This is a genomic window from Mucilaginibacter sp. (assembly GCF_041088075.1).
GTDB lineage: Bacteria > Bacteroidota > Bacteroidia > Sphingobacteriales > Sphingobacteriaceae > Mucilaginibacter_A.
This window is the reverse complement of sequence record NZ_JBGCVY010000013.1, coordinates 1-23,279: the sequence shown is the minus strand read 5'-3', so window position 1 is coordinate 23,279 and position 23,279 is coordinate 1. Positions and strand designations below refer to the sequence as shown.

20 protein-coding genes are annotated in these 23,279 nt (G+C 42.1%); 18 read left to right on the top strand and 2 right to left on the bottom strand.

Features of this window, described 5'->3' with window-relative positions; translation table 11 throughout:
• The 8 genes from infC (at position 1) to V5804_RS01765 (ending at position 4,927) form a co-directional block, all read left to right on the top strand.
• Entirely contained in the window at positions 1 to 570 is a 570-nt protein-coding gene (gene infC, locus V5804_RS01800; RefSeq protein WP_369589666.1) for a translation initiation factor IF-3, read from the top strand.
• Between the two features lie 18 nt (positions 571 to 588).
• Positions 589 to 789: a 50S ribosomal protein L35 gene (gene rpmI, locus V5804_RS01795; RefSeq protein WP_369589665.1), complete on the top strand. Its 201-nt coding sequence runs from the start codon at positions 589 to 591 to the stop codon at positions 787 to 789.
• Positions 790 to 864: 75 nt separating this feature from the next.
• Positions 865 to 1,209, top strand: coding sequence for a 50S ribosomal protein L20 (rplT, locus tag V5804_RS01790; RefSeq protein WP_369589664.1), 345 nt, complete (start codon positions 865 to 867; stop codon positions 1,207 to 1,209).
• 131 nt (positions 1,210 to 1,340) lie between these two features.
• Complete coding sequence (locus tag V5804_RS01785; protein WP_369589663.1) at positions 1,341 to 1,976, top strand: peroxiredoxin; 636 nt, start codon at positions 1,341 to 1,343, stop codon at positions 1,974 to 1,976.
• Positions 1,977 to 2,066: 90 nt separating this feature from the next.
• Positions 2,067 to 2,666, top strand: a complete 600-nt coding sequence (locus tag V5804_RS01780; protein WP_369589662.1) for a DUF6624 domain-containing protein — start codon at positions 2,067 to 2,069, stop codon at positions 2,664 to 2,666.
• A 117-nt stretch (positions 2,667 to 2,783) separates the two neighbouring features.
• The gene (locus V5804_RS01775) at positions 2,784 to 2,981 is read left to right on the top strand and encodes a cold-shock protein (protein ID WP_174288621.1); all 198 of its coding nucleotides are present in this window, start codon (positions 2,784 to 2,786) and stop codon (positions 2,979 to 2,981) included.
• 136 nt (positions 2,982 to 3,117) lie between these two features.
• A complete protein-coding gene (gene yiaK / locus V5804_RS01770) occupies positions 3,118 to 4,101 on the top strand; it encodes a 3-dehydro-L-gulonate 2-dehydrogenase (protein WP_369589661.1) in 984 nt (327 codons plus the stop codon).
• Between the two features lie 289 nt (positions 4,102 to 4,390).
• The gene (locus V5804_RS01765; protein WP_369589660.1) at positions 4,391 to 4,927 is read left to right on the top strand and encodes a CAP domain-containing protein; all 537 of its coding nucleotides are present in this window, start codon (positions 4,391 to 4,393) and stop codon (positions 4,925 to 4,927) included.
• 49 nt (positions 4,928 to 4,976) lie between these two features.
• Here V5804_RS01765 and V5804_RS01760 read toward each other — a convergent pair whose 3' ends face one another.
• On the bottom strand, positions 4,977 to 6,128 hold the full coding sequence (locus V5804_RS01760) for an iron-containing alcohol dehydrogenase (protein WP_369589659.1): 1,152 nt from the start codon (positions 6,126 to 6,128) through the stop codon (positions 4,977 to 4,979).
• Between the two features lie 161 nt (positions 6,129 to 6,289).
• Here V5804_RS01760 and V5804_RS01755 point away from each other — a divergent pair, with 161 nt between their 5' ends.
• From V5804_RS01755 to V5804_RS01715, 9 genes are all read left to right on the top strand, one after another.
• Positions 6,290 to 7,555: an MFS transporter gene (locus tag V5804_RS01755; protein WP_369589658.1), complete on the top strand. Its 1,266-nt coding sequence runs from the start codon at positions 6,290 to 6,292 to the stop codon at positions 7,553 to 7,555.
• A 41-nt stretch (positions 7,556 to 7,596) separates the two neighbouring features.
• Positions 7,597 to 8,511, top strand: coding sequence for an oxygen-dependent coproporphyrinogen oxidase (gene hemF, locus V5804_RS01750; RefSeq protein ID WP_369589657.1), 915 nt, complete (start codon positions 7,597 to 7,599; stop codon positions 8,509 to 8,511).
• 784 nt (positions 8,512 to 9,295) lie between these two features.
• A complete protein-coding gene (gyrA, locus tag V5804_RS01745) occupies positions 9,296 to 11,971 on the top strand; it encodes a DNA gyrase subunit A (RefSeq protein WP_369589656.1) in 2,676 nt (891 codons plus the stop codon).
• A 9-nt stretch (positions 11,972 to 11,980) separates the two neighbouring features.
• Positions 11,981 to 13,087 (top strand): tetratricopeptide repeat protein, encoded by a 1,107-nt coding sequence (locus V5804_RS01740; RefSeq protein WP_369589655.1) that lies wholly within the window; start codon positions 11,981 to 11,983, stop codon positions 13,085 to 13,087.
• An 8-nt stretch (positions 13,088 to 13,095) separates the two neighbouring features.
• The gene (locus tag V5804_RS01735) at positions 13,096 to 14,265 is read left to right on the top strand and encodes a tetratricopeptide repeat protein (protein ID WP_369589654.1); all 1,170 of its coding nucleotides are present in this window, start codon (positions 13,096 to 13,098) and stop codon (positions 14,263 to 14,265) included.
• Positions 14,266 to 14,952: 687 nt separating this feature from the next.
• Positions 14,953 to 18,141 (top strand): SusC/RagA family TonB-linked outer membrane protein, encoded by a 3,189-nt coding sequence (locus tag V5804_RS01730; protein WP_369589653.1) that lies wholly within the window; start codon positions 14,953 to 14,955, stop codon positions 18,139 to 18,141.
• Positions 18,142 to 18,146: 5 nt separating this feature from the next.
• Positions 18,147 to 19,586, top strand: a complete 1,440-nt coding sequence (locus V5804_RS01725) for a SusD/RagB family nutrient-binding outer membrane lipoprotein (protein WP_369589652.1) — start codon at positions 18,147 to 18,149, stop codon at positions 19,584 to 19,586.
• A 194-nt stretch (positions 19,587 to 19,780) separates the two neighbouring features.
• Positions 19,781 to 20,782 carry an SDR family oxidoreductase gene (locus V5804_RS01720; RefSeq protein ID WP_369589651.1) on the top strand — a complete coding sequence of 334 codons (1,002 nt, stop codon included), beginning with the start codon at positions 19,781 to 19,783 and terminating at the stop codon, positions 20,780 to 20,782.
• Between the two features lie 346 nt (positions 20,783 to 21,128).
• On the top strand, positions 21,129 to 21,488 hold the full coding sequence (locus tag V5804_RS01715) for a PleD family two-component system response regulator (RefSeq protein ID WP_369589650.1): 360 nt from the start codon (positions 21,129 to 21,131) through the stop codon (positions 21,486 to 21,488).
• Positions 21,489 to 21,590: 102 nt separating this feature from the next.
• On the opposite strand, the gene uxuA is transcribed toward V5804_RS01715, so the two are convergent.
• A complete protein-coding gene (gene uxuA / locus V5804_RS01710) occupies positions 21,591 to 22,784 on the bottom strand; it encodes a mannonate dehydratase (RefSeq protein WP_369589649.1) in 1,194 nt (397 codons plus the stop codon).
• A 140-nt stretch (positions 22,785 to 22,924) separates the two neighbouring features.
• Here uxuA and V5804_RS01705 point away from each other — a divergent pair.
• Positions 22,925 to 23,279 (top strand): hypothetical protein (locus V5804_RS01705; protein WP_369589648.1); only part of this gene is annotated, 355 nt, incomplete at its 3' end.

Below are 23,279 nucleotides of genomic sequence, written 5' to 3'. Positions count from 1 at the left end.
TTGGCATTAAACAAACCAAATTTCAGCAGAGGGCCTCGGCCTCCTTTTAAAAAGAAAGAAGCTGAACACAATATCAACCAGTTTATCAGGGTTCCTGAAGTTCGTTTAGTTGGCGACAACGTAGAACCCGGAATTTTTAGCACCCGGGTTGCCCAGGCAATGGCGGAAGAGCAGGAATTGGACCTGGTAGAAATTTCCCCGAACGCTACACCGCCTGTTTGTAAAATTATAGACTACAACAAGTTTATTTATGAGCAGAAAAAGAAGTTGAAGGAAATCAAGAGCAATGCCAAACAAACCGTTATCAAAGAAATTCGTTTCGGCCCGAATACTGACGACCACGATTTTGAATTTAAGTTGAAACATGCGCAAAAATTCTTAGAAGCCGGCGAAAAGGTTAGGGCTTACGTCCATTTTAAAGGAAGGGCGATTGTGTACAAAGAGCAGGGCGAAATTTTACTGCTCCGTTTTGCACAAGCCGTAGAAGACGTTGGAAAAGTGGAACAATTGCCAAAATTAGAAGGCAAACGAATGTTCCTAACATTAGCACCTAAAGCAGCAAAAAAATAAAAGTTTAAAAAAACAGCTATGCCAAAAATGAAAACCAATTCCAGTGCCAAAAAGCGCTTTAAGCTTACTGGAACCGGTAAAATTGCAAGGAAAAACGCCTTTAAAAGCCACATCCTGACTAAAAAATCTACCAAACGCAAACGTAACCTTACCCACACCAGCCTGGTATCTGCCGCTGATATGGGCAACGTAAAACGGATGCTTTGCATCGGTAAATAACAAAAATGTTTAACCAGGTATTCGGGTCCCGTAAGTTTTCTTAGTTGAAACACCCACTACCAAAAATCTAAAAAAATGCCACGTTCAGTAAACGCAGTAGCGTCCCGCAGACGCAGAAAAAAAATAATGAACCTCGCCAAAGGTTATTGGGGTTCGCGCAGCAAGGTTTATACCGTTGCCAAAAATACAGTTGAAAAAGGTTTACAGTACGCTTACCGCGACCGTAAAACTAAAAAAAGAGAATTCAGAGGATTGTGGATCCAGCGGATCAACGCTGGTGCACGTCAGCATGGCATATCTTATTCTCAATTAATGGGGAAATTAAACACGGCCAAAATCACTTTAAACCGTAAAGTATTGGCTGATTTAGCAATGAACCACTCGGAAGCTTTTAAAGCTGTGGTTGATGCAGTAAAATAAATTAATTAGTCTGCTTTAGATTAAGGAAAGGGAACCCAAACAGGTTCCCTTTTTTTGTTGGATTATCGTTTTGTTATGACAGAATCCCCTACTATTTTAGTATAGTATTATTTACACTAAATTTTAACGTCATGAGTTTAAGATTAGGCGATAAAGCGCCAAACTTCCACGCCAAAACATCTCAGGGAGAAATTGATTTTTACACTTTTTTAGGTGATAGTTGGGGCGTTTTGTTTTCGCATCCGGGTGATTATACGCCGGTTTGTACCACCGAATTAGGCAAAACAGCTTCTTTAAAAGAGGAGTTTGAAAAACGCAACGTCAAAGTAATTGCGCTGAGTGTGGATTCGGTTGAGCAACATGCAGGCTGGATCAATGACATCAACGAAACGCAGGATGTAGAAGTTACGTTCCCGATCATTGCAGATGAAAGCAAAGAAATTGCCGAAGCTTATGATATGATCCACCCAAATGCTTCGGTTAATGCAACCATCCGTTCGTTGTTCATCATTGATCCGAATAAAATTGTAAAACTCATTATCAGTTATCCGGCTTCTACCGGGCGGAATTTCCAGGAGATTTTACGCGTGATTGATTCGCTTCAATTAACGGCTTATCATAGTGTTGCTACGCCTGCCGATTGGAAAGAAGGAGAGGACGTGGTGGTTTTGCCGGCCATCAAAACAGAAGATATTCCGGCCAAATTCCCAAAAGGTTTTACCGAAGTGAAACCGTATTTGCGGATGACACCTCAGCCTAATAAATAATATTTTTTACGATACTGTTTTTATGCCAGTAAAAACAGTATCGTTTTATACTTTAACAAATGTTTCATAACTTGGCCTAAAATATTAGTTATGAAGCATTTGTTTTTATTCTGTTTGATCGTTTTACTGTTTTCCCAAAACGCTTTTTGTCAATCCAAAATTGATTCGGCTTTGTACAAAAAGCTCAAGGTGATGTTTAAAGAAGACCAGAAATGGCGCCTGGAATACATGAAGCTTAACAAGCACCAGCAATCGGATTATGACGAAGCAACTATTCAAAAAAATTGGGCAAAAACAGACAGTTTGAATTTAGCAGAAGCTAAACGAATATTTCATCAGTATGGTTATCCGGGTTTTTCTTTAGTTGGAGAAAGCGGAAGCAGCAAGTTTTGGGCTATCGTTCAGCACTGTGATGACGACGTGAAATTTCAACAAGAAGTTTTAGTTCAAATGGAGAAAGAGGTTAAGCAACACAACGCTTCCGGAGAAAAGTACGCTTATTTAAAAGATCGTGTTTTAACCAACCAGGGGCATAAACAGTTATACGGAACGCAAACACGCTACAATAAAGAAACACATAAACATTTGCCTTTTCCTATCCAGGATTCGCTTAATGTTGATTTGAGAAGAAAAGCGGTTGGCTTGTCTCCATTAAGCAATTATCTTAAAGAGATTGACGCTGCTTATTGAGGAAGCAATACTGTTTTTATCAGCATAAAATCCATAATCTTTTTTTGTTTTAATTATTTGCATTTTTTAGTTTAGTTTTTTTAAATTAAACCACTAATTTAATTCTAAGAAAATGTTATGAAAACTGGAAAAGTAAAGTGGTTTAACACTCAAAAAGGTTATGGTTTTATCGTTACCGATGATGGTAAAGATCTTTTCGTGCACTTCAAAGATGTTCAAGGCGGCGTAAATGCCATCAAAGACAACGATGATGTACAGTATGATGTGGAAGAAGGCAGAAAAGGGCTGCAGGCAGTTAACGTAAAAAAAGTTTAATATATAGCAAATATATACTTAGCCGTTTACTGGAAAGCCTTTCGAGATGTTGAAAGGCTTTTTTTATGCCCTTAATTTCGGTTTGTGCCAGGATCAATCAACCGAAACAAAGCAACAGCGAGGCGGTTAAAAACACATGCGGGTTGCTTACCAGGATTTACAACATGAGTTTGAAAGGATATTGCTGAAACACAATTTTTCTGCCATAAAAGCAGCATTGTGTTCCAACATTTTTGCGCAAAACAGTATGGATGGCGTTTACTCGCACGGGCTGAACCGTTTCCCGGTTTTTATGGATTTGGTGAAAAATGGCTTGGTAAAACCGGAAGCCGAGCCGGAAGTTTTAAGCGAAAACAGCGCGCTGGCACATTGGAACGGGCATCTTGCCCCAGGAATGTACAATGCTTCTTTAGCCATGAAAGCGGCAACCGAACTTGCAAAAACAAACGGCATTGGCTGCGTCAGCATCAAAAATACCAACCATTGGATGCGTGGCGGTACTTACGGCTGGCAAGCTGCCGATGCCGGTTGTATAGGAATTTGTTTTACCAACACCATCGCCAATGTGCCGCCCTGGGGAGGAAAAGAACCGCGATTAGGAAACAATCCGCTGGTAATTGCGGTGCCAAAAGCAGGCGGACATTTGGTTTTGGATATGGCCGTTTCCCAATATTCGTACGGGAAGTTGCAGGAACACGAACTAAACCAACAACCTTTGCCTTATGCTGGCGGTTATGACGAAGCGGGAAATTTAACAACCGATGCCGCAGCCATCCGAAAAACAGAACGCGCTTTGCCAATTGGTTTGTGGAAAGGCTCGGGGCTTTCGTTGATGCTGGACGTGGTTTTGACGGCTTTAAGCGGAGGAAAATCAACGGCAGCAATTACAGCGGCAGGAAAAGAAGCTGGCGTTTCGCAAACTTTTATTGCCATTTATCAGCCTGATCTTCACCAAAACCTCATCGAACAAATCATCGATTTCACCAAAACCAGCGAACCGGTTGATCAAAACGGCAAGATTTATTATCCCGGAGAAAGAACCTTGATCACCAGAAATAAAAATACTTTGGAAGGAATTCCGGTGAACGAGGAAATCTGGAAGCAGGTTCAGGAATTATAAATTTGCTTAGATCAGACTAACTTTTTATCGATTTATTTCCAATGCTTCTTTTATCTCCTAAAAATGCTGTTTTTACAGTTTTGTCATGCCGAACTTGTTTCGGCATCCCACAGGTTTGGTTACTTATCACGAGGGATCCTGAAACAAGTTCAGGATGACAACACATGGATGATTTTTAGGTGATAAAAGAAGCATGGCAATCCAATCAAACAAAATTTAAATTAGTTTTGATATCCTTAAACTATTTTTTGCGTTCCTCATCCAATTTAAAATTGTGATGCCAAACTGCATGAAACCTTTTCAACTAAAATTCCTGTTCGTTATTCCGTTGTTTTTTTGCGTTTCTTTCGTTTGGGACGATGCTTCTTTTACCGGTAAAAATTTCAGTTTTAAAGCTGAGGTTTTGCAGCGGATCAACCAAATCAGGGCGCGGGGCTGCAATTGCGGCACCACTTATATGCCGCCGGTTGCGCCTTTGGTTTGGAACGATCAACTGGCTTCGGCTGCTGCTGCACACGCGCAAGACATGGCCAACAATAATTATTTTAGTCATGAAAGCAGGAACGGCGACCACATTCAGCAACGTTTTGAAAAAGCCGGTTACACGCCTGCCGGTTTTCAACGTTATATGATTGGCGAAAATATTGCCGCCGGGCAGCAATCTATCCAACAGGTAAACCGGGAATTGTTTAAAAGCGAAAAGCATTGCAAAAACCTGATGAACCCGGCTTTTAAAGAAGTTGGCGCCTACGTGTACAACTATTATTGGGTGGAAGATTTCGGCGGAAGGTATCCTTTTTCCGGCAATAACTTTACCTCGCGTTAGCGGAATTTAATTGATACTGTTTTTACCGGCATAAAAACAGTATCAAAGATTACCACATCAAATCCAGCAAGGCTTCGTAATCTTTGTCGGCCATTTTGTAATTGCTCACCGAGATTTTATTTTTCTGGAAGCTTTGCAAAATGTTTTGTTTTTGAGAAGGATCAATCCCGGCTTCCGAAAGCTTGACCGGAACACCAATGCAGCGGTAAAAATCCTGCAGCTTCTGCACAAAAGTATTCACCGTAAAATCCGAATCCACGTTTTCCAAACCAAAAACATGTTTCGCCAAAAACTTGATCCGGTTTAAATAGCGGTATTGGTGGTACTTCAGCCAGGCACATAAAACAATGGCCAAAGAAGCACCGTGTCCAATTCCAAAAAGCACATCCAAAGCATTGGCCAGGCAACTGATGCTTTTATCGCTATAATTTCGGCCCGAACTTAACGTATCGTTCAGTGCGATTGTAGCCATCCACATCAGGTTGGAACGCAATTGGTAATCGCCCAGGTTTTGCATCACTTCCTTGCCATATTGGATAGACAAACGGATCAAATCGCCTGTAAAATAATCAGTTAAAACAGCATCGCCGTCATTCAAAAACTGCTCGAAGGCATAAGCAATCATGGTGGAAACACCAAAAGCCGTTTGTTTTGCTGGCACCGTAACCGAATAATACGGATCCAAAAAAGCGGTTTTCGGATAAAACAAAGGCGAACTAAAATCTTTTTTGATGCCGGTTTCATAATCGCACAAAACCGAAATATTGTTCATTGCCGAACCGGTGGAAGCAATGGTTTGGATATTCAAAACCGGAAGCGCCTGCTGTGGTGCTTCTTTTAGCATATAAAAATCCCAAACGGAGTGGTTGCTGTAAAAACCTGCCGCAACCGCTTTTGCCGTATCAATTACCGAGCAGCCACCAATCGCGACAACCACTTCGGCGCCATATTCTTTGGCCAATTTTACCGCTTTATCTGCGTCCTGGTACGTTGCACTGGCCTTTACACCTTCAAAAGTAACGTGTTCCAGTCCCGCCATATTCATCAAAGAAACCACCCGCGCATACAATCCGTTCCGCTTGGCCGAGCTTTCGCCAATCACAACCAAAGCTTTTTTCCATGATATTTCTGCGGGCAACTGGTCGGTAACTTCCCGTCCAAAAATCACTTTCGTTGGATTATACTGAACAAAATTTTCCATCAGGCTAAGATAATCCGAATTTTGAATTATTACAGCAGCTTTTGAAATCCGGACAAATTGATGCTTCTTTTACCATGCTTTTTTTATTGCAAGGGCTTTTGCTTTTCATCCTTTTAAATTAAATATATTTACCAACTTTAACTTTAACCTAATTTTTTTACATGACTGCCACAGCACCTGCAAAAAACAGAAACATCCTTTTTTTAGTGATCGTTGCGGCTTTGGGCTATTTTGTTGACATCTACGACCTGGTGATTTTCTCGATTGTTCGCCTGCAAAGCTTCAAAGACATTGGCGTAAAACCCGAAAACATGCGGACAGATGGCGAATTTGTATTGAACATGCAAATGGGCGGTCTGCTTTTAGGCGGAATATTATGGGGGATTATCGGCGATAAACTGGGGCGGATAAAAGTATTGTTCGGTTCGATTTTGTTGTATTCGATTGCCAATTTTTTGAACGGTTTGGTGCATTCGATTGAAATGTATGGCATCGTCCGTTTTGCTGCCGGTATTGGTTTGGCCGGAGAACTTGGTGCTGGGATTACTTTGGTAAGCGAAACTTTAAGCAAAAAAAACCGTGGTTACGGTACGATGATGGTTGCCGTTGTAGGGTTGATGGGTGCGGCAGTTGCAGCAAAAGTTGCCGTTTACTTTAGTTGGCAAACCGCGTATTTTGTTGGCGGCGGCTTAGGTTTTTTACTGCTTCTTTTACGTGCCGGAACTTTTGAAAGCGGAATGTTTAAAGAAGCCGAACAAACAGGTGTGAGCCGTGGCAACTTTTTGATGTTGTTTACCGATCGGAAAAGGTTTTTCAAATATTTATACTGCATTTTAATTGGTGCGCCGCTTTGGTTTGTGGTCGGGATTTTGGTAACACAAGCACCCGAAATTGGAAAAGCATTGCAAGCCACAACGGTTTTAAGCGCCGGAACCGGAATTTTGTACACGTATTTTGGTATCTCAGCAGGAGATTTAGTTGCCGGATTAATGGCGCAGGCAACCCGTTCGCGCAAAATTACGATGATGCTTTTTCATATTTTGTCGTTGGTTAGCGCTTTTGTTTACCTAAATTCCGTTCATGTTACGCCGCAGCAATTTACGTGGCTGTGTTTGTTTATGGGATTTTCCTGTGGTTACTGGGCAACTTTTGTTACCATTGCTTCCGAACAATTTGGCACCAATATCCGCGCTACGGTTACCACAACGGTCCCGAATTTTGTCCGCGGATCTTTAATTCCGATCACTTATCTTTTTGAGAAATTGGTAGTCAAATACGGCATTATCAGCAGCGCGCGGATTATGATGGCGGTATTGGTGGCGATTGCTTTTTTCTCGATCAACCAATTGAAAGAAAGCTTCGGAAAAGATTTGGATTATCTGGAAGAACCACCGGCAACAAACCCGAATACTGCTTTTACCGTATAAAAAACGATAATTTTTGAGACATGATTTTAAACGAGGTGGCGATGATTACGAAAGAACAGATTGCGGAGGAATATCGCCTGATCCAGGACGAGATTTGTGCCGCATTAGAGCAACTGGACGGCGGCGCGCATTTTGAACAGGAAAACTGGCAGCGCGAAGGCGGCGGCGGCGGACGTTCCAGGGTAATCCAAAACGGAAATGTGATTGAAAAAGGCGGCGTAAATTTTTCTGCCGTTTATGGCCAGTTGCCGCACACGCTCAAAAAATCATTGGTGGTTGATCAGGACGATTTTTTTGCGACCGGCGTTTCCATCGTCATCCACCCAAAACATCCCTGGGTGCCTATCATCCACATGAACATCCGTTATTTCGAAATGCCTTCTTCTGTTTTAAGTGATAAACCTTTGCGTTGGTTTGGCGGCGGCATTGACCTGACACCGCATTATGTGATTGAAGAAGATGCGCGCTTTTTCCACCGTCAATTGAAAAACTGCTGCGATACGTTTCATCCCGAATTTTATCCGCGGTTTAAAACCTGGGCCGATGAATATTTCTGCATCAAACACCGAAAAGAAACACGCGGTATCGGCGGGATTTTCTTTGACCGTTTGGCGGCCAATGATGAACTGACCTGGACCGATATTTTTGAATTTTCTAAAAGCGTTGGCCGCACTTTTATTCCGGTTTACACCGAACTGGTTAACCGTAACCGCGACAAAACTTTCACCGAAAACGAAAAAAACTGGCAATACCAACGACGTGGCCGTTACGCCGAATTCAATTTGGTTTACGATGCCGGTACAAAATTCGGCTTGGAAACCAATGGCCGAATAGAATCTATTTTAATGAGTATGCCGCCGCAAGCCAATTGGGTTTACAATTTTCATCCGCAACCGGGAAGCGAGGAGGAAAAAACAATGGGTTTGTTGCGGAAAGGGATTGATTGGGTGGGATAAAAACCAATGCTTCTTTTATCACCTAAAAATCATTATGTTTTTGTCATGCCGAAATCTTTCAGCATCCCATCAGAAAGGTTTTAACCTTGGAAGAGGGATCCTGAAAAAATTTCAGGATGACAATTTGATGCTTCTTTTATCGCCTAAAAATCATTGTGTTTTTGTCATGCCGAAATGTTTCGGCATCCCATCAGAAAGGTTTTAACCTTGGAAGAGGGATCCTGAAAAAATTTCAGGATGACAATTTGATGCTTCTTTTATCACCTAAAAATTGGTGGTAAAAGAAGCATTTTGTTTTTTTCAAAGTACGGGTTTGTTTAAACTTTTGGCGTTGCTTGTTTTGTTTATTCAACCTGTATTAGTCAAGAACACACCCCTTGCCCCTCTCGAGAGGGGAAGTAAAGCTTGCTACCTTTCTGGCTTTAGGAAGGTATGCGCCATGTTTCCCCTCTCGAGAGGGGTCAGGGGTGTGTTCTTTTATTTTTATGCCATAAAAGAAGCATTTATCGGGGAAATTTAGTTTAAATAACTTCTACGTTTGATGGGTTTCCTGTTCCTTATGGCATCAGTATTCTTCTCAAACAAAATCTTCTCAAACCAAAACCCATGCTTCTTTTACCACCTAAAAATTGGTGGTAAAAGAAGCATTAATCTGTTATTTTCCTGTATGGTTCTCTGTTTTTCCCGCTCTTTTTATCGTTTAAATTCTTAATTTCGCGTGTTAAATCGCGGTAGCAGGCAGCGTGCCGGTTACCATTTTTTAAAAGAATTTTAGCAAGTAAAAATGGCCGAAGAAACAGGGAATGACCCGCAGCAACCGGAAGACAGGATTATTCCGATCAATATTGAAGATGAAATGCGATCCGCCTACATTGATTATTCGATGTCGGTGATCGTTTCGCGCGCACTGCCCGATGTGCGCGATGGTTTAAAGCCAGTACACCGCCGCGTGCTTTTTGGCATGTTGGATCTGGGCTTAAATGCCACCAAACCTTTTAAAAAATCTGCCCGTATTGTGGGCGAAGTGATGGGAAAATACCATCCGCACGGCGATTCATCGGTTTATGATACGATGGTTCGGATGGCGCAGGACTGGAGTTTGCGTTACCCGTTGGTGGACGGGCAAGGAAATTACGGTTCGATTGATGGCGATAGTCCGGCAGCAATGCGTTATACCGAAGCACGTTTGCGCCGGATTGCCGAAGAAATGCTGGCCGACATCAACAAAGACACGATTGATTACCAGTTAAATTTTGACGATTCGATAGAAGAACCTACGGTTTTGCCGGCTCGTATCCCAAATTTGCTGGTCAACGGTGCATCCGGAATTGCAGTGGGTATGGCCACCAACATGGCACCGCACAATTTAAGCGAAGTGATTGATGCCACGATGGCTTATATTGACAACCGCGATATTGAGATCAGTGAATTGATGCAGCATGTAAAAGCGCCCGATTTCCCGACCGGCGGTATTATTTACGGTGTGGAAGGCATCCGCGAAGCTTTGGAAACCGGCCGCGGCCGTGTGGTTTTAAGGGCAAGGGCCGAAATTGAAACTTATGGGCATGACCGCGAACGGATTATCGTCAGCGAAATCCCATACCAGGTCAACAAATCAATCATGATCAAAGCCACGGCCGATCTGATCAACGATAAAAAAATTGAAGGCATCAGCGATATCCGCGACGAATCTAACCGCGAAGGCATCCGCATCGTTTACGAGATTAAAAAAGATGCAAACGCGGCCATCGTTTTAAACAACCTTTATAAATACACCTCGCTGCAAACTTCCTTCAGCGTAAATAATATTGCGCTGGTAAAAGGCAGGCCGATGCAGTTGAACCTGAAAGACCTGATCCATCATTTTGTGGAGCACCGCCATGAAGTTGTGGTCAGGCGGACACGTTTTGAACTGGCAGATGCCCAAAAACGCGCTCACATACTCGAAGGTTTATTGATTGCGCTGGACCATTTGGATGAAGTGATCCGTTTGATCAGAAACTCAGGAACGCCAGACGAAGCACGCGAAGGTTTAATGACTTCGTTTGAACTGACAGACATCCAGGCCCGTGCCATTTTGGATATGACGTTGCGCCGCTTAACCGGACTGGAGCGCGACAAGATCAAGGCCGAATATGCCGAACTGATGAAACAGATTGATTACCTGAAATCTATTTTGGCGGATGAAAGTTTGCGGATGGAAATCATCAAAACCGAACTGCTTGAAGTAAAAGAACGTTACGGCGATAAACGCAAAACCGAAATCATGCACTCTTCTGCCGAAATGATGACGGAAGATTTCATCGAAAATGAAGATGTGGTGATCACGATTTCGCGCGAAGGCTACATTAAACGCACACCTTTGACCGAATACCGTACGCAGGGCAGAGGCGGCAAAGGTTCTATCGGCAGCAACAGCCGCGATGCAGATTTTATTGAACATTTATTAATTGCTTCCAACCACAACTACATGTTGTTTTTTACGGAAGCAGGGCGCTGTTTCTGGCTTCGTGTTTTTGAAATACCGGAAGGAACGCGCATATCTAAAGGCCGTGCTATCCAAAACATCATCAACATCCCGAAGGAAGAAAATATAAAAGCGTACATCAAGATCATCAACCTGAAAGACAGGGAATATCTGGAGAACAACTTTATTATTATGTGTACCAAAAAAGGCATCATTAAAAAAACTTCTTTGGAGGCTTATTCGCGCGTTCGTGCAAACGGTATCAACGCCATCAACATCAACGATGGCGACCAATTGCTGGAAGCCAAACTGACTAACGGCAGCAGCGAGATTTTAATGGCTTTGCGTTCCGGCCGTGCCATCCGTTTTAACGAAAAAACGGTTAGGCCGATGGGCAGGACAGCGACAGGCGTTCGCGGGATTTATTTGGATACCGAAAATGACGAAGTGGTGGGCATGATCTCGGTAAACGACCCGGAAACCACAGTTTTGGTGGTATCAGAAAAAGGTTACGGCAAACGTACCGACATTGAAGATTACCGCGTAACCAACCGTGGCGGAAAAGGCGTACGGACTTTGAACATCACCGAAAAAACCGGGTTGTTGGTGGCGATCAAAGACGTAACAGACAAAGATGACCTAATGATTATCAACCGTTCGGGCATTATTATCCGGATTGCGGTGAGCGGTTTGCGTTCAATGGGGCGCGCCACACAAGGCGTTAGGTTGATTTCCCTGAAAGAAGGAGACGCGATTGCATCCGTGGCCAGCATCGAGCGGGACGAAGAGGTTGCAGCCGAAATTGAAGAAGCAGTAGAACATTTATTAGAAGCAGAAAACCCAATGGTAAACGAAGCATCGCATCCGATTGATGAGGAGGAAGACGAGGACGACGAATTTAACGACGGCGAAGAAAATGATGACGAAGTAGCTGAGCCTGAACCAGATGAGGAAGATTTGGACGAGGACGAGGACGACCAACCTGAAAAATAAAATTTGAAGATGGCGCGCATACTTCTTTTATCGGTGTTTTTTTTGTTTGGCACATCCTCCGGCTTCGCGCAAACGGAAGTGCTGAAGGATGTGTTTAACAACCTGGCTTTTTATAATCAAAAACACGATTTGAAATATTTGGGCGAAGCAAAAAAAGCAATAGATAAAACGATACAGACCAAAAAAGATTCGGCAAACTTGTACAAAAGTGTTTACCGTGCGGTTGTTTATTCTACCATTGCTTATGCAGATTCGGCAAACACTTTGCACATGCCAGACAATTTTTTGGCCACGACCGCGGTTTATGCCGATACGCTTTTTACCCGTAAAAAAATATACAATTATTCCAGCGAGGTCAGTTACATCAAAAGAAACCTGGCCAATGAATATATCCGGAGAGGTTTTAACGATCTGCAGCACAACGATTTCCGTAGCGCCGTTAATTATTTTCAAAAGGCACAGGCTTTGGCCCCAAACACAGATCATTTGGGCATTTATATGGCTTATGCTGCAAACAAGATGGGCGAGCTGAACAAATCGGCGGCTTATTATGACCAGTTGCTGGAAAGCGGCAAGGCAGGGGCGGAGGTTATTTTAACGGCACAAAAAGTTTATAAGATCTTGGGCGATACGGCCAAAGCTTTGAAAGCCTTGAAAAACGGCCGACAACTTTACCCGGAAAACAAAAAACTGCTGTATGAAGAGGCCAACATCTACAACAACAAAAAAGATTATGCGGCGTTAAGGGGTTTGATGGACGGTTTGGTAAAAGCCAGCCCTGACGATTACGACATCAATTTTTTGGCCGGCGTGTGTTATGATCATTTAAACCAAACAAATAAGGCCGAAGCTTTTTACAAGAAAGCGATCCAGTTGAACCATACGGCTTACGACCCGGTTTTTAACTTGGGGGTTTTGTATATGAAAAAAGGACTTGCCGAACCGGAAAAATCTGCCGAAAACTTTAATTTAGCACGCCTTAATTTGGAGAAAGCCGACCAGATGAACCCAAACGACCCGGAATTTTTGCAAACCCTGAAATTACTTTACGATAAAATCGGAGACAGCACACAAGCAAATAAAATCAGTACACAACTAAACCAAATAATTAATTAAATTACCACATGAAAACAAAGTTTGTAATAGCCGGCATCTTTGCGCTTGCAGTTTCTGCAACTGCTTTTGCCCAAAAATCAGAACTGGCAAACGCCAAAACCGAATACGACAAGTTTTCGGTTGTGCGGACCGGAAAAATAGCTTCCACAAGTTTAAACACGGCTAAAGAATCAATTGATAAAGCTGCCGCAAATGATAAAACGGCACAAATGCCCCAAACTTATGCCTTAAAAGCAGCTATTTACAGTTCTTTGGCCAATGATTCTACACAAGCAAACCGAAACAATTTGGTTACCGCTGCGCAGGAAGCTTACAAAAAAGCGCAGGATGCGGACACCAAAGGCGAAAACAAAAAACTGCTGGACGATACAAAGCTGTCGCTGGCAAATTATCAATTGCAAAACGGCGTGAAAGAATACCAAAGCGGGAAATACGATTTGGCCTACACCGCTTTTGACAATTACCGCCAGTACTTCCCGGAAGATACCAATGCAATTTTATATACCGGCTTGGCCGCCGCAAATGCTAAAAACAATGATGCGGCCATCAGCAATTATAAAAAGCTGGTTACCACCAAATATTCCAAATCAATTGGTGTTTATAATGATTTGGTTACTTTGTATTTGAACAAAAAGGATACGGCATCGGCCATTAAAGTTATGGACGAAGCCACCAAAAAGTTTCCGAAAAATTCAGAACTGGCCAAGCGGGAAATTGAGCTGAACATCCAGGCCGGAAACAAAAAAGAAGTACTCCAGAAGATTGAAAGCGCCATTGCCAATGACCCGAAGAACAAAGCTTTGTATTATTATGCCGGTTTAACTTACTCTTCTTCAAAAGATTATGAAAAAGCAGCCGAATATTACAAAAAAGCCTTGGATATTGACCCGAACTATTTTGAAGCCAATTTGAACCTGGGCTATGTCATCATGAGCCCGGCCATTGATATTTACAACTCGGCCAATAAACTTCCGGCCAGCAAACAAAAAGAATACACGGCAGCGATTGCAAAATCAAATGCTTTGTTTGACAAGGCAAAACCATATATTTTGAAAGCTACAGAAGTTAACCCAACTTCGGTTGAGGCATTAAGCAATTTGAAAACGCTTTACATCGGCAAAAAAGATGATGCCAATGCGGCGGCCGTTCAAAAGAAAATTGATGCGCTGGGCAAATAACAGGCCATCAAAAATACAATCAAAAAGAGAGCTGGTTAATCAACCGGCTCTTTTTGTTTTGGCACAAATCCGTACGCGGTTTTCAAATTTGATTTTAATGTTAAAAGCCTGTTTAAATTTTTGTTAAACTGATATGCAATGCTTCTTTTATCACCTAAAAATTAGTGTCGTTTAGAGTTTTTTTTGGTTAAACATATGGGCACACCAAACTTACAGGCATAAAAGAAGCATCTTGTTTTTTGGTACGAATTTAAACGGAGCCTGAATTTTAGCCGATAAAAGAAGCATGGCTGGTTTTTGGAGCGATGCAAAACCAAAATGCAGGCCGAATTTTATTTTTCAAAAACCCTACCAACCTTATAGACTTTATAAAAAGTTTATATCTTTGCCGCTGTTTCACCAACGGTTATTTTATTTGCTTGTCCCGAAAGACAGAGGGAAAAGTTCTGCTGAAGTGTTGGCAACAAAATGCTTCTTTTATGCCCCTTATTTTATACTTAATGCAATCATCCAAACTTAATCTTGAAAATAAAACTACACCAAAATTTAGGTGATAAAAGAAGTATCGAACGGTTTTGCATAAAACTGTAACCGGGCTGCATTGATTATCTTTTCAAAAAAATACCTGTAGTTGAAACTCAATCATAAAAATCATTTTTATAAATTCAAATCATACAATTAGTTCCTATGTCAAAAAAATACCTATTTCTGTTTGTATTTCTATTGCCGTTTATTGTTCCGAAAATTACAGTAGCGCAATCTATAAAAGTAAGCGGCGTTGTGCTGGCCAAAGCTGATGGAAAGCCGCTTCCCGGTGTTAGTGTTGTGATTACAGGCACTACAACAGGTGTTCAAACAGATGTTGATGGCCGGTTTACGCTGAATGCAAAAAAAGGGGATGTGCTGCGGGTCAGTTTCATCAGTTTTACAGCGCAGGAAGTGCCGGTTACCGATAACGCATCAAACCTTAAAATTGTACTTGAAGAGGCAACCAACTCGCTGAACGAAGTGGTCGTTACCGCGCTAAACATCTCCAAAGACAAAAAATCTTTAGGTTATGCCGTACAGGGGCTAAAAGCCAAAGACATTGCCGAAGCCAAAGAAACCAACTTTGTTAACGCTTTGGCCGGAAAAATAGCAGGCGTGCAAGTAATTAACAGCCAGGGCGATATGGGCTCGTCGCGCATTGTTATTCGGGGCGAAACCTCTATTGCAGGCAACAACCAGCCTTTGTTTGTGGTTGACGGAACAATTGTGGACAACTCGCAATTTTTAGGCGCTAACGGTTCACGGGATTTTGCCAATGCCATTTCTGATTTGAACTCGGAAGATATTGAGTCTATCAGTGTACTTAAAGGGCCAAATGCAGCCGCGCTTTACGGCTACCGTGCTGCTGCCGGCGTAATTTTGATCAAAACCAAAACAGGCAAAGGCACCAAGGGCTTAGGTGTTTCAATCAATTCAAACACCACTTTTTCCAGTATCCAGACGTTGCCTAAGTATCAAAATGAATACGGGCAAGGTTCTAACGGCAGGTTTAGTTATGTGGATGGAAAAGGTGGCGGTGTAAACGATGGCGTTGATGAAAGTTGGGGGCCAGCGCTGAATGGCGCTTTAATCCCGCAGTTTTACTCAAACGGAGTGGCCGTACCTTTTGTGGCACATCCTAATAATGTGCGGGATTTTTTCAGGACCGGGTCAACATTAAATAATGGTGTTGCTTTATCAGGCAGCGGGGATAAGTTTGATTACCGGCTTTCGTACAACAACCTGCACCAAAACGGCGTGGTGCCAAACACCGAGCAGGGCAGAAATTCTTTTTTGTTGAATACCAGCTTCAGGCCAACTTCCAAATTAACGATCACGACCATTGCCAACTATATAAAAGATGATGCAGGCAATTTGCCGGGCGCGTATGGCAAGCGGGCAACAAGCACCATGTTGCAATTTACTTGGTTTGGAAGGCAGGTGGACATCAACCAGCTTAAAAACTATCGGGATGCAAACGGAAACAACATCAACTGGAACAATAATTATTACTCAAACCCATATTTCCTGGCTTACGAAAATACAGTTTCACAAAACAAAAACCGTTTGATTGGAAGCGTAGAACTAAACTACAAAATTATTGATGGCTTGTCGGCAAACTTTCGCACCGGAACAGATACTTATACAGACAGGCGCAAAATCAAAGTAGCGTACGGAACCAACGGAACGCCTTTTGGCTCGTACGAGGAAGATGCCTACAACGTAACCGAAACCAATACCGAAGCACGCCTGCAATACACCAAAAAACTGAACAAGGATTTTTCGCTGGATGTTTTTGGAGGAGGCAACATCAACAGTATTTTGAACGAGGAGAACGACCAGGTTGCACCCAAGCTTGCAGTGGCCGGTTTATATACTTTAAGCAATTCCCGTGATCCGCTGGTATCGTCAAACTATTACGGGAAGCTTGAAACTTACAGTCTTTTCGGATCGGCCCAAATCGGTTTTCGCAACTATGCTTTTTTAAATTTAACGGGTCGGAACGATTGGTCATCTACGCTTCCGGCAGCAAACCTTTCGTATTTCTATCCTTCTGCCAACGGTAGTTTAGTCCTGTCGGAAGCTTTAGATCTGAAAAGTGATTTTTTAACATATGCAAAATTAAGGGGCGGATGGTCTAAAGTAGGTAAAGCAACCACACCTTATCAGCTCATTAATACTTACAATTTCACGGCTCCGTTTGGTGCAAACCCGCAGCAAAATGCAGCAAGCATTGACCTTAATGCCCAACTTAAACCAGAAACCACAACTTCCGGGGAAGCCGGGTTTGAACTGGGCTTTTTAAAAGACCGGGTTCATTTGGATTTGAGTGTTTACAACACCAACAGCATCAACCAGATATTAAACGTTGATGTAAGCCCGACAACCGGTTACAGTCAAAAATTGATTAATGGCGGCAAAATAAACAACAAAGGGCTGGAGGTACAGCTTGGAATTACCCCTGTAAAAACAGCATCTTTCAGTTGGGAAATCACGACAAACTACTCTTTAAACCGAAGCAAAGTACTTTCTTTGGATGCCGAAGGCCGTTTACAAAGCTATGTTTTAGGTGTTAACCGAACGGTACAAGTCTTGGCTGCTATAAACCAGCCCTACGGTACGCTTTTTGGCAATGCCTATTTGCGTAATGCCGCAGGGCAGATAATTATTGGCGATAACGGAACGCCTGTTATCAATCCAACCAAACAGTATTTGGGGAAATTTACGCCAAATTGGCTGGGAAGTATCAACAACAGCTTTTATTACAAGGGAATAAATTTAAGCGTTTTAGTTGATGCACGCTTTGGCGGTTCTATTTATTCAAACACCAACCGTACAGGCACTTACACCGGTATTTTGGCTAGCACATTGCCCGGAAGAGGTGCCGAAAACGGTGGTTTAAGCTATTATTATCCGGGCAACAACAGCTCTGCCGCTGCGGTTCAGATAAGCAACGGCGCAGCAGCGCCAAAAGGCGAAACAGTTTATCAGGACGGGATGGTGTTTAACGGCGTGAAAGCTGATGGTACTGCAAACACGAAAATTTTACCGGCACAATTGTACTACAAAGGGTTTACCAATGTTGACGAAGCCTTTGTATATGATGCCTCTTATGTAAAATTACGGGAAGTAAAATTGGGTTATACATTGCCTTCGCGCTGGATAAAAGGCCTTGGTTTTCAGGGTGCAACTTTTTCTGTTGTTGGCCGCAATTTATGGATCATCCATAAAAACGTCCCGAATATTGACCCCGAAACTGCATTCAGCACAGGCAATGCCCAGGGTTTGGAGGATTTAACTTTGCCTACCGTGCGTAACATTGGTTTCAATATCAATCTTAAATTTTAATCAACATGAAAAAACTATATGTAAAAACAGTATTGGCCGGCTTGCTTTTTATCAATCTGGCTTCCTGCAAAAAAGATTTGGTGGCGGTTAACCAAAACCCAAACGCTTCACAAAATGCACAGCCCGATTATTTGCTTACGGCCGCGACCAAAGCAACGGTTGATACTTATTGGGGCACGAGCAACAACATGGATGCATCATTGCTTTTTGTGCAGCATTGGGCCAAAATTCAATACACCGATCCCGACAGGTACATTTATACAAACAGTGCTTTTCAGGAACTTTGGACGGTTGGCTATTCGAAAAGCATCGTGAATTTAAACCAAATTATTAAACAGGCAGATGCACAAAGCAACCCCAATTATAAAGGTGTTGCATTGGTGCTGCGCTCCTGGGTATTTATGCTGCTTACGGATGCTTATGGTGATATCCCTTACAAACAGGCAGCAAGCATAGACCAATATTTAACACCTGCTTATGACGCACAAAAAGATGTTTATGCAGCTTTGCTGGACGATCTAAAAACAGCACAGGTAGCATTAAACACATCAGGCAAAGCCATAGCGGGTGATATTATTTATGGCAATAATATTGCTTTATGGAAAAAATTTACGAATTCATTGCGCCTGCGTATTGCCTTGCGCATTGCTGACCGCGACCCGGACAAAGCCAAACAGATATTAACAGAAATACAGGCCGAGGGCAGTGGCTACATCAGTTCTAATAGTGAGATAGCGCAATTGGTTTATTTGGATTCGCCCAATCAAAACCCCATCAGTAACCTCTTTGATACGCGGGACGATTACCGGATCAGCAAAACAGTTACCGATAAATTAATTGCATTAAACGATCCGCGCCTGCCAATCTATGCTGCCCCAACCCAGGACGTTACACCGCAAACTTATGTTGGCATTCCAAACGGTTTATTGGTAGGTGATGCCAGCAACCTGGGCTTTACAAAAACCTCAAAACCCGGAACTTATTTTCGGGCACCACATGCACCGGCTGTAATTATGAGTTATGCTGAAGTATTGTTTGATCGGGCAGAAGCTGCGGCACGGGGTTTTACAACAGAAAGTGCATCAGATTTATATAGTCAGGCAGTTCAGGCCTCATTGAACCAATATGGCATCACAGGCAATGCTGCTGTTGCATATCTGTCAACAGCCGCTGTACAATATGATCCCACAAATTATAAAAAATCCATTGGAGAGCAAAAATGGATCGCTTTGTTTGGGCAGGGCCTGGAAGCGTTTGCAGAATGGCGCAGGCTTGACTACCCGCAATTGCAGCCCGCTGTTGCCGGGACACTGGGCGGGAAAATACCGGTACGTTTCATTTATCCCGGTACCGAACAATCCCTCAATGGCTCCAATTATCAAACTGCCGTTAGTCGCCAGGGAGCTGACCTGCTGACTACAAAGCTTTGGTTTGATGTTAATTGATTTCTTTTTCCTTTTAGGGAAACGGTTTTACAATCCCAATTTTTAGGCGATAAAAGAAGCATCGTGTAAAACACAAAAGAATAAGTTCAAACAAAACTTGTATCATAGAAATTTATCATGCTTCTTTTATGCCTATAAATTCTGTGCCTGCATATTTTAACATTACAAAACCATAAAAAGATAATGATTTTTATGTGGTAAAAGAAGCATCGGGAATATTTAAACAGACTTTAAACAGGATTTTGTTTCGTTCAGGTAAATCTGTTCTTTCCATAAATAACTTAAATACTAACCGATATAAAACCACGGTTTGGAAACAAATAACCACGGTTTGGACAAATGAGGTCATCACATTTGTTGGATTTTTGAACTGTAAAAAATTAAAAAAAAGCAAAATGCAAAAAACAATTTTCATTACAGGCGCATCGGCAGGATTAGGAAAAGCAACTGCCAAATTATTTCAATCAAAAGGTTGGAATGTTATTGCTACCATGCGAAACCCGGAAAAAGAAACAGAACTTGCACAATTGGAAAACGTTACACTTTTGCCACTCGATGTAACCAACTTAAAACAAATTAAAACTACCGTAGCCAAAGCTATTTCTTCACACAATATTGATGTGGTTTTTAATAACGCGGGTTATGGGTTGATGGGGGCGAGGGAAGCATTCAGCGACGAACAAATCTTAAAACAAATCAGCACTAATCTTTTGGGCGTGATGCGTGTTACGCAAGCCTTTATTCCATATTTTAGAGAAAAGAAAAGTGGTTTGTTTATCAGTACAACTTCGATTGGCGGGCTTTTAGGGTTTCCTTTACATTCAATTTATCAGGCAACAAAATTTGCTATTGAGGGTTGGTCAGAAAGCATGTCGTTTGAGTTAGGCTTGCACAATATTCAAATTAAAACCATTGCACCAGGCGGTATTGCAACCGATTTTACAGGAAGGTCGCTTGATAGGAATTCCCATCCTCAATACCACGAAATAGAGGACAAATTGTATTCTACTGTTGATAATATGAATGCCGCCTCAACTGCCGATCAAATTGCCGCTGTAGTTTATGAAGCTGCGACAGATGGTAAAGACCAAGTGCGGTATATTGCAGGTGAAGATGCGAAAGCAATGTATGCAAGACGTTTAGAGCTGGGCAGCGAAGAATCGAGAAAAGAAATAAGGAAGCAAATCCTTGGTTAATTATAAAACAGGCAGGGAGCAAAAATTCTTTGCTGATTAAGCTTTTGCCCTTTATCGTTCTTTCTTTAAAAATGTACTTAACATAATATTAATTATAAGACAAAACATAGTTTATAAAAAAGTAGTGTAAAAAGAGCATCGTTACGCCAATTATTATTTTTAGCCGATGTGATTTTTGGTAGTTTTTGTAAGTTGAAAAAATTGTTTTCAAATCAAAAATCAATGCTTTTAAAAAGGAAGGAAAAATCCGGGCCGTTTAATCTATTAACCTTTTATTAATAAATCATTTACAATATGATTTATTATATTTGAACTCTAAACAGCCTGATTTTAACTCCACAATAATTTGAAAAAGAAAGTTTTGATTATTGAAAACGACCGTGATATCCGTGATATTATCAGTTATGTTTTGGAAGATAATGGCTACGAAGTAATCGTCGCCGAACCCCGGCCTGTCGGTCGGCTTCATACGTATAACCCTGATTTAATTTTGCTTGACGAATGGCTGAACGAACGCGAAGGCCAACTGCTTTGTACCGAACTTAAGGACATGCACGAAACCAAACACGTTCCCGTCATCATTTTATCCACGGCAAACAACATCGAAGAAATTGCAAATATCTGTAAAGCAAAAGGTTTTGTAAACAAACCTTTTGACCTGGACGAACTGCAGCGCTGCTTTTCTGCCGAGGCAGAACAAATTTGATTGATCTGCCTGCTTAAATTTCGGATGCTTCTTTTACCACTATAATTTTAGTGTTGAAGTTACCTTGCTATAAGTTTACATCAAAGCCGAAACAATTCAAGCTCAGCCATTAAATAAGCTTCTTTTAATGCCCAGTTCTAAGCCCCGCAGTTCGGCCAAACCTTTCATCCGTCCGGTAATAGAATAGCCGGGATAAGTATCGTAATTTACATCGTCCAGTATTTTATGTCCATGGTCTGGCCGCATCGGAATGGCAATATCTGTCCGGCCCTGTCCCTGTCGTTTTTGCTGTTCTAAAATGATGTTCTTTATCACCGCATACATATCCGTGCTTCCGGCCAGATGGTCGTCTTCGTAAAAACTGCCGTCGGGTTCGCGCTTTACGTTCCTTAAATGCAAAAAATGGATATGTGAACCTAAACGCTCTACCATTCCGGGCAAATCATTGTCTGCACGCGCGCCCAAAGAACCGGTACAAAAAGTAATCCCGTTGCTTGGCGAAGGTGCCGCATTCACCAAATCGTTCAAATCCTGTTCGGTAGAAACCACACGCGGCAAACCCAAAATCGGGAACGGCGGGTCGTCCGGGTGGATGCACATTTTGATTCCCAATGCTTCCGCATCGGGTATAATGGCTTTTAAAAAATACGCCAGGTTCTCTTTTAATTTGTGGGCATCCGTTTCGGCATACTTTTTTAAATGCTCTTTAAATTGCGGGATTGTATAAACCTCTTTGGTTCCGGGCAAACCAGCCAATACGTTTTTTATCAACTGATTTTTTGCATCCGCATCCAAACTGTCCAGATACGCTTTAGCTTCCTGCTGCTGCAGCGTAAATTCCCGGAAAGCCCCTTCCCGCTCCAAAATATACAAATCAAAAGCGGTAACGGCCGGTACATCATAACGCAAAGCCGATGCATTGTTCGGCAGGCGGAAATCAAGATTGGTGCGCGTCCAATCCAGCACCGGCATAAAATTATAACAAACGGTTTTGATATTTTCTGCAGCCAGGTTTTTAAGCGAAACAATGTATTTCTCGATGTAAGCATCGCGTTCTGCCGAAGCCGTTTTAATGCTTTCATGCACGTTCACGCTTTCTACCACCGACCAGCGCAACCCTGCCGCTTCAACCGTTTCCTTTCGCTGCCTGATCTCTTCGCGGCCCCACGCCTCGCCCGCTTTAATGTGGTGCAGCGCGGTTACAATTCCGGTAGCCCCAGTTTGCCGGATAGCAGCCAGTGTAACCGGATCCGTCGGGCCAAACCAGCGAAATGTTTGTTTTAAATTTACAACCATGGTTTAGGTATTTCTAATGGACGCATAATTACTATAAATTTTTGGTGGATAAAAGAAGTATGGATAGTTTATACAGAAAAACGTATTTTAGTAACAGCAAAATTCACAGATATTGAAACAATGTTTTTTATTAATAAATAATGTGTATATATTATCTTGACCAAGCAAATCTTAATTATTTTAAAAGAGAGCATATTATTCCTGCGGGTTTAGGAGGTAGGGAAATGTTAGCGCAAGGAATTGTAAGCGATGAATTTAATCTTTCTATGGCCGGTTTAGAAAAGGACTATATGAATAATTCTTTGTATGCAGGATTTGCTCGAATACTTTTAGGACCGGGTCAACGGGGTAGCCTTTCCCCAAATAAAGAAGTTAGATCTGATGTACATGTATTAGTTAATAAAGATGACAATAGTGATGTTTCTCTTGGATATATTCAAAAAGGAAAAACATATGAATTAACGCAAATAAGAGTTAATACGTTAAATAATAAGT

Coding starts and splice junctions, on each gene's coding strand:
- rplT (WP_369589664.1), top strand. CDS start 865: ATGCCACGTTCAGTAAACGCAGTAGCGTCCCGCAGACGCAGAAAAAAA.
- V5804_RS01780 (WP_369589662.1), top strand. CDS start 2,067: ATGAAGCATTTGTTTTTATTCTGTTTGATCGTTTTACTGTTTTCCCAA.
- V5804_RS01725 (WP_369589652.1), top strand. CDS start 18,147: ATGAAAAAACTATATGTAAAAACAGTATTGGCCGGCTTGCTTTTTATC.
- rpmI (WP_369589665.1), top strand. CDS start 589: ATGCCAAAAATGAAAACCAATTCCAGTGCCAAAAAGCGCTTTAAGCTT.
- V5804_RS01735 (WP_369589654.1), top strand. CDS start 13,096: ATGAAAACAAAGTTTGTAATAGCCGGCATCTTTGCGCTTGCAGTTTCT.
- V5804_RS01760 (WP_369589659.1), bottom strand. CDS start 6,128: ATGGAAAATTTTGTTCAGTATAATCCAACGAAAGTGATTTTTGGACGG.
- V5804_RS01785 (WP_369589663.1), top strand. CDS start 1,341: ATGAGTTTAAGATTAGGCGATAAAGCGCCAAACTTCCACGCCAAAACA.
- gyrA (WP_369589656.1), top strand. CDS start 9,296: ATGGCCGAAGAAACAGGGAATGACCCGCAGCAACCGGAAGACAGGATT.
- V5804_RS01730 (WP_369589653.1), top strand. CDS start 14,953: ATGTCAAAAAAATACCTATTTCTGTTTGTATTTCTATTGCCGTTTATT.
- uxuA (WP_369589649.1), bottom strand. CDS start 22,784: ATGGTTGTAAATTTAAAACAAACATTTCGCTGGTTTGGCCCGACGGAT.
- yiaK (WP_369589661.1), top strand. CDS start 3,118: ATGCGGGTTGCTTACCAGGATTTACAACATGAGTTTGAAAGGATATTG.
- V5804_RS01775 (WP_174288621.1), top strand. CDS start 2,784: ATGAAAACTGGAAAAGTAAAGTGGTTTAACACTCAAAAAGGTTATGGT.
- V5804_RS01740 (WP_369589655.1), top strand. CDS start 11,981: ATGGCGCGCATACTTCTTTTATCGGTGTTTTTTTTGTTTGGCACATCC.
- hemF (WP_369589657.1), top strand. CDS start 7,597: ATGATTACGAAAGAACAGATTGCGGAGGAATATCGCCTGATCCAGGAC.
- V5804_RS01755 (WP_369589658.1), top strand. CDS start 6,290: ATGACTGCCACAGCACCTGCAAAAAACAGAAACATCCTTTTTTTAGTG.
- V5804_RS01765 (WP_369589660.1), top strand. CDS start 4,391: ATGAAACCTTTTCAACTAAAATTCCTGTTCGTTATTCCGTTGTTTTTT.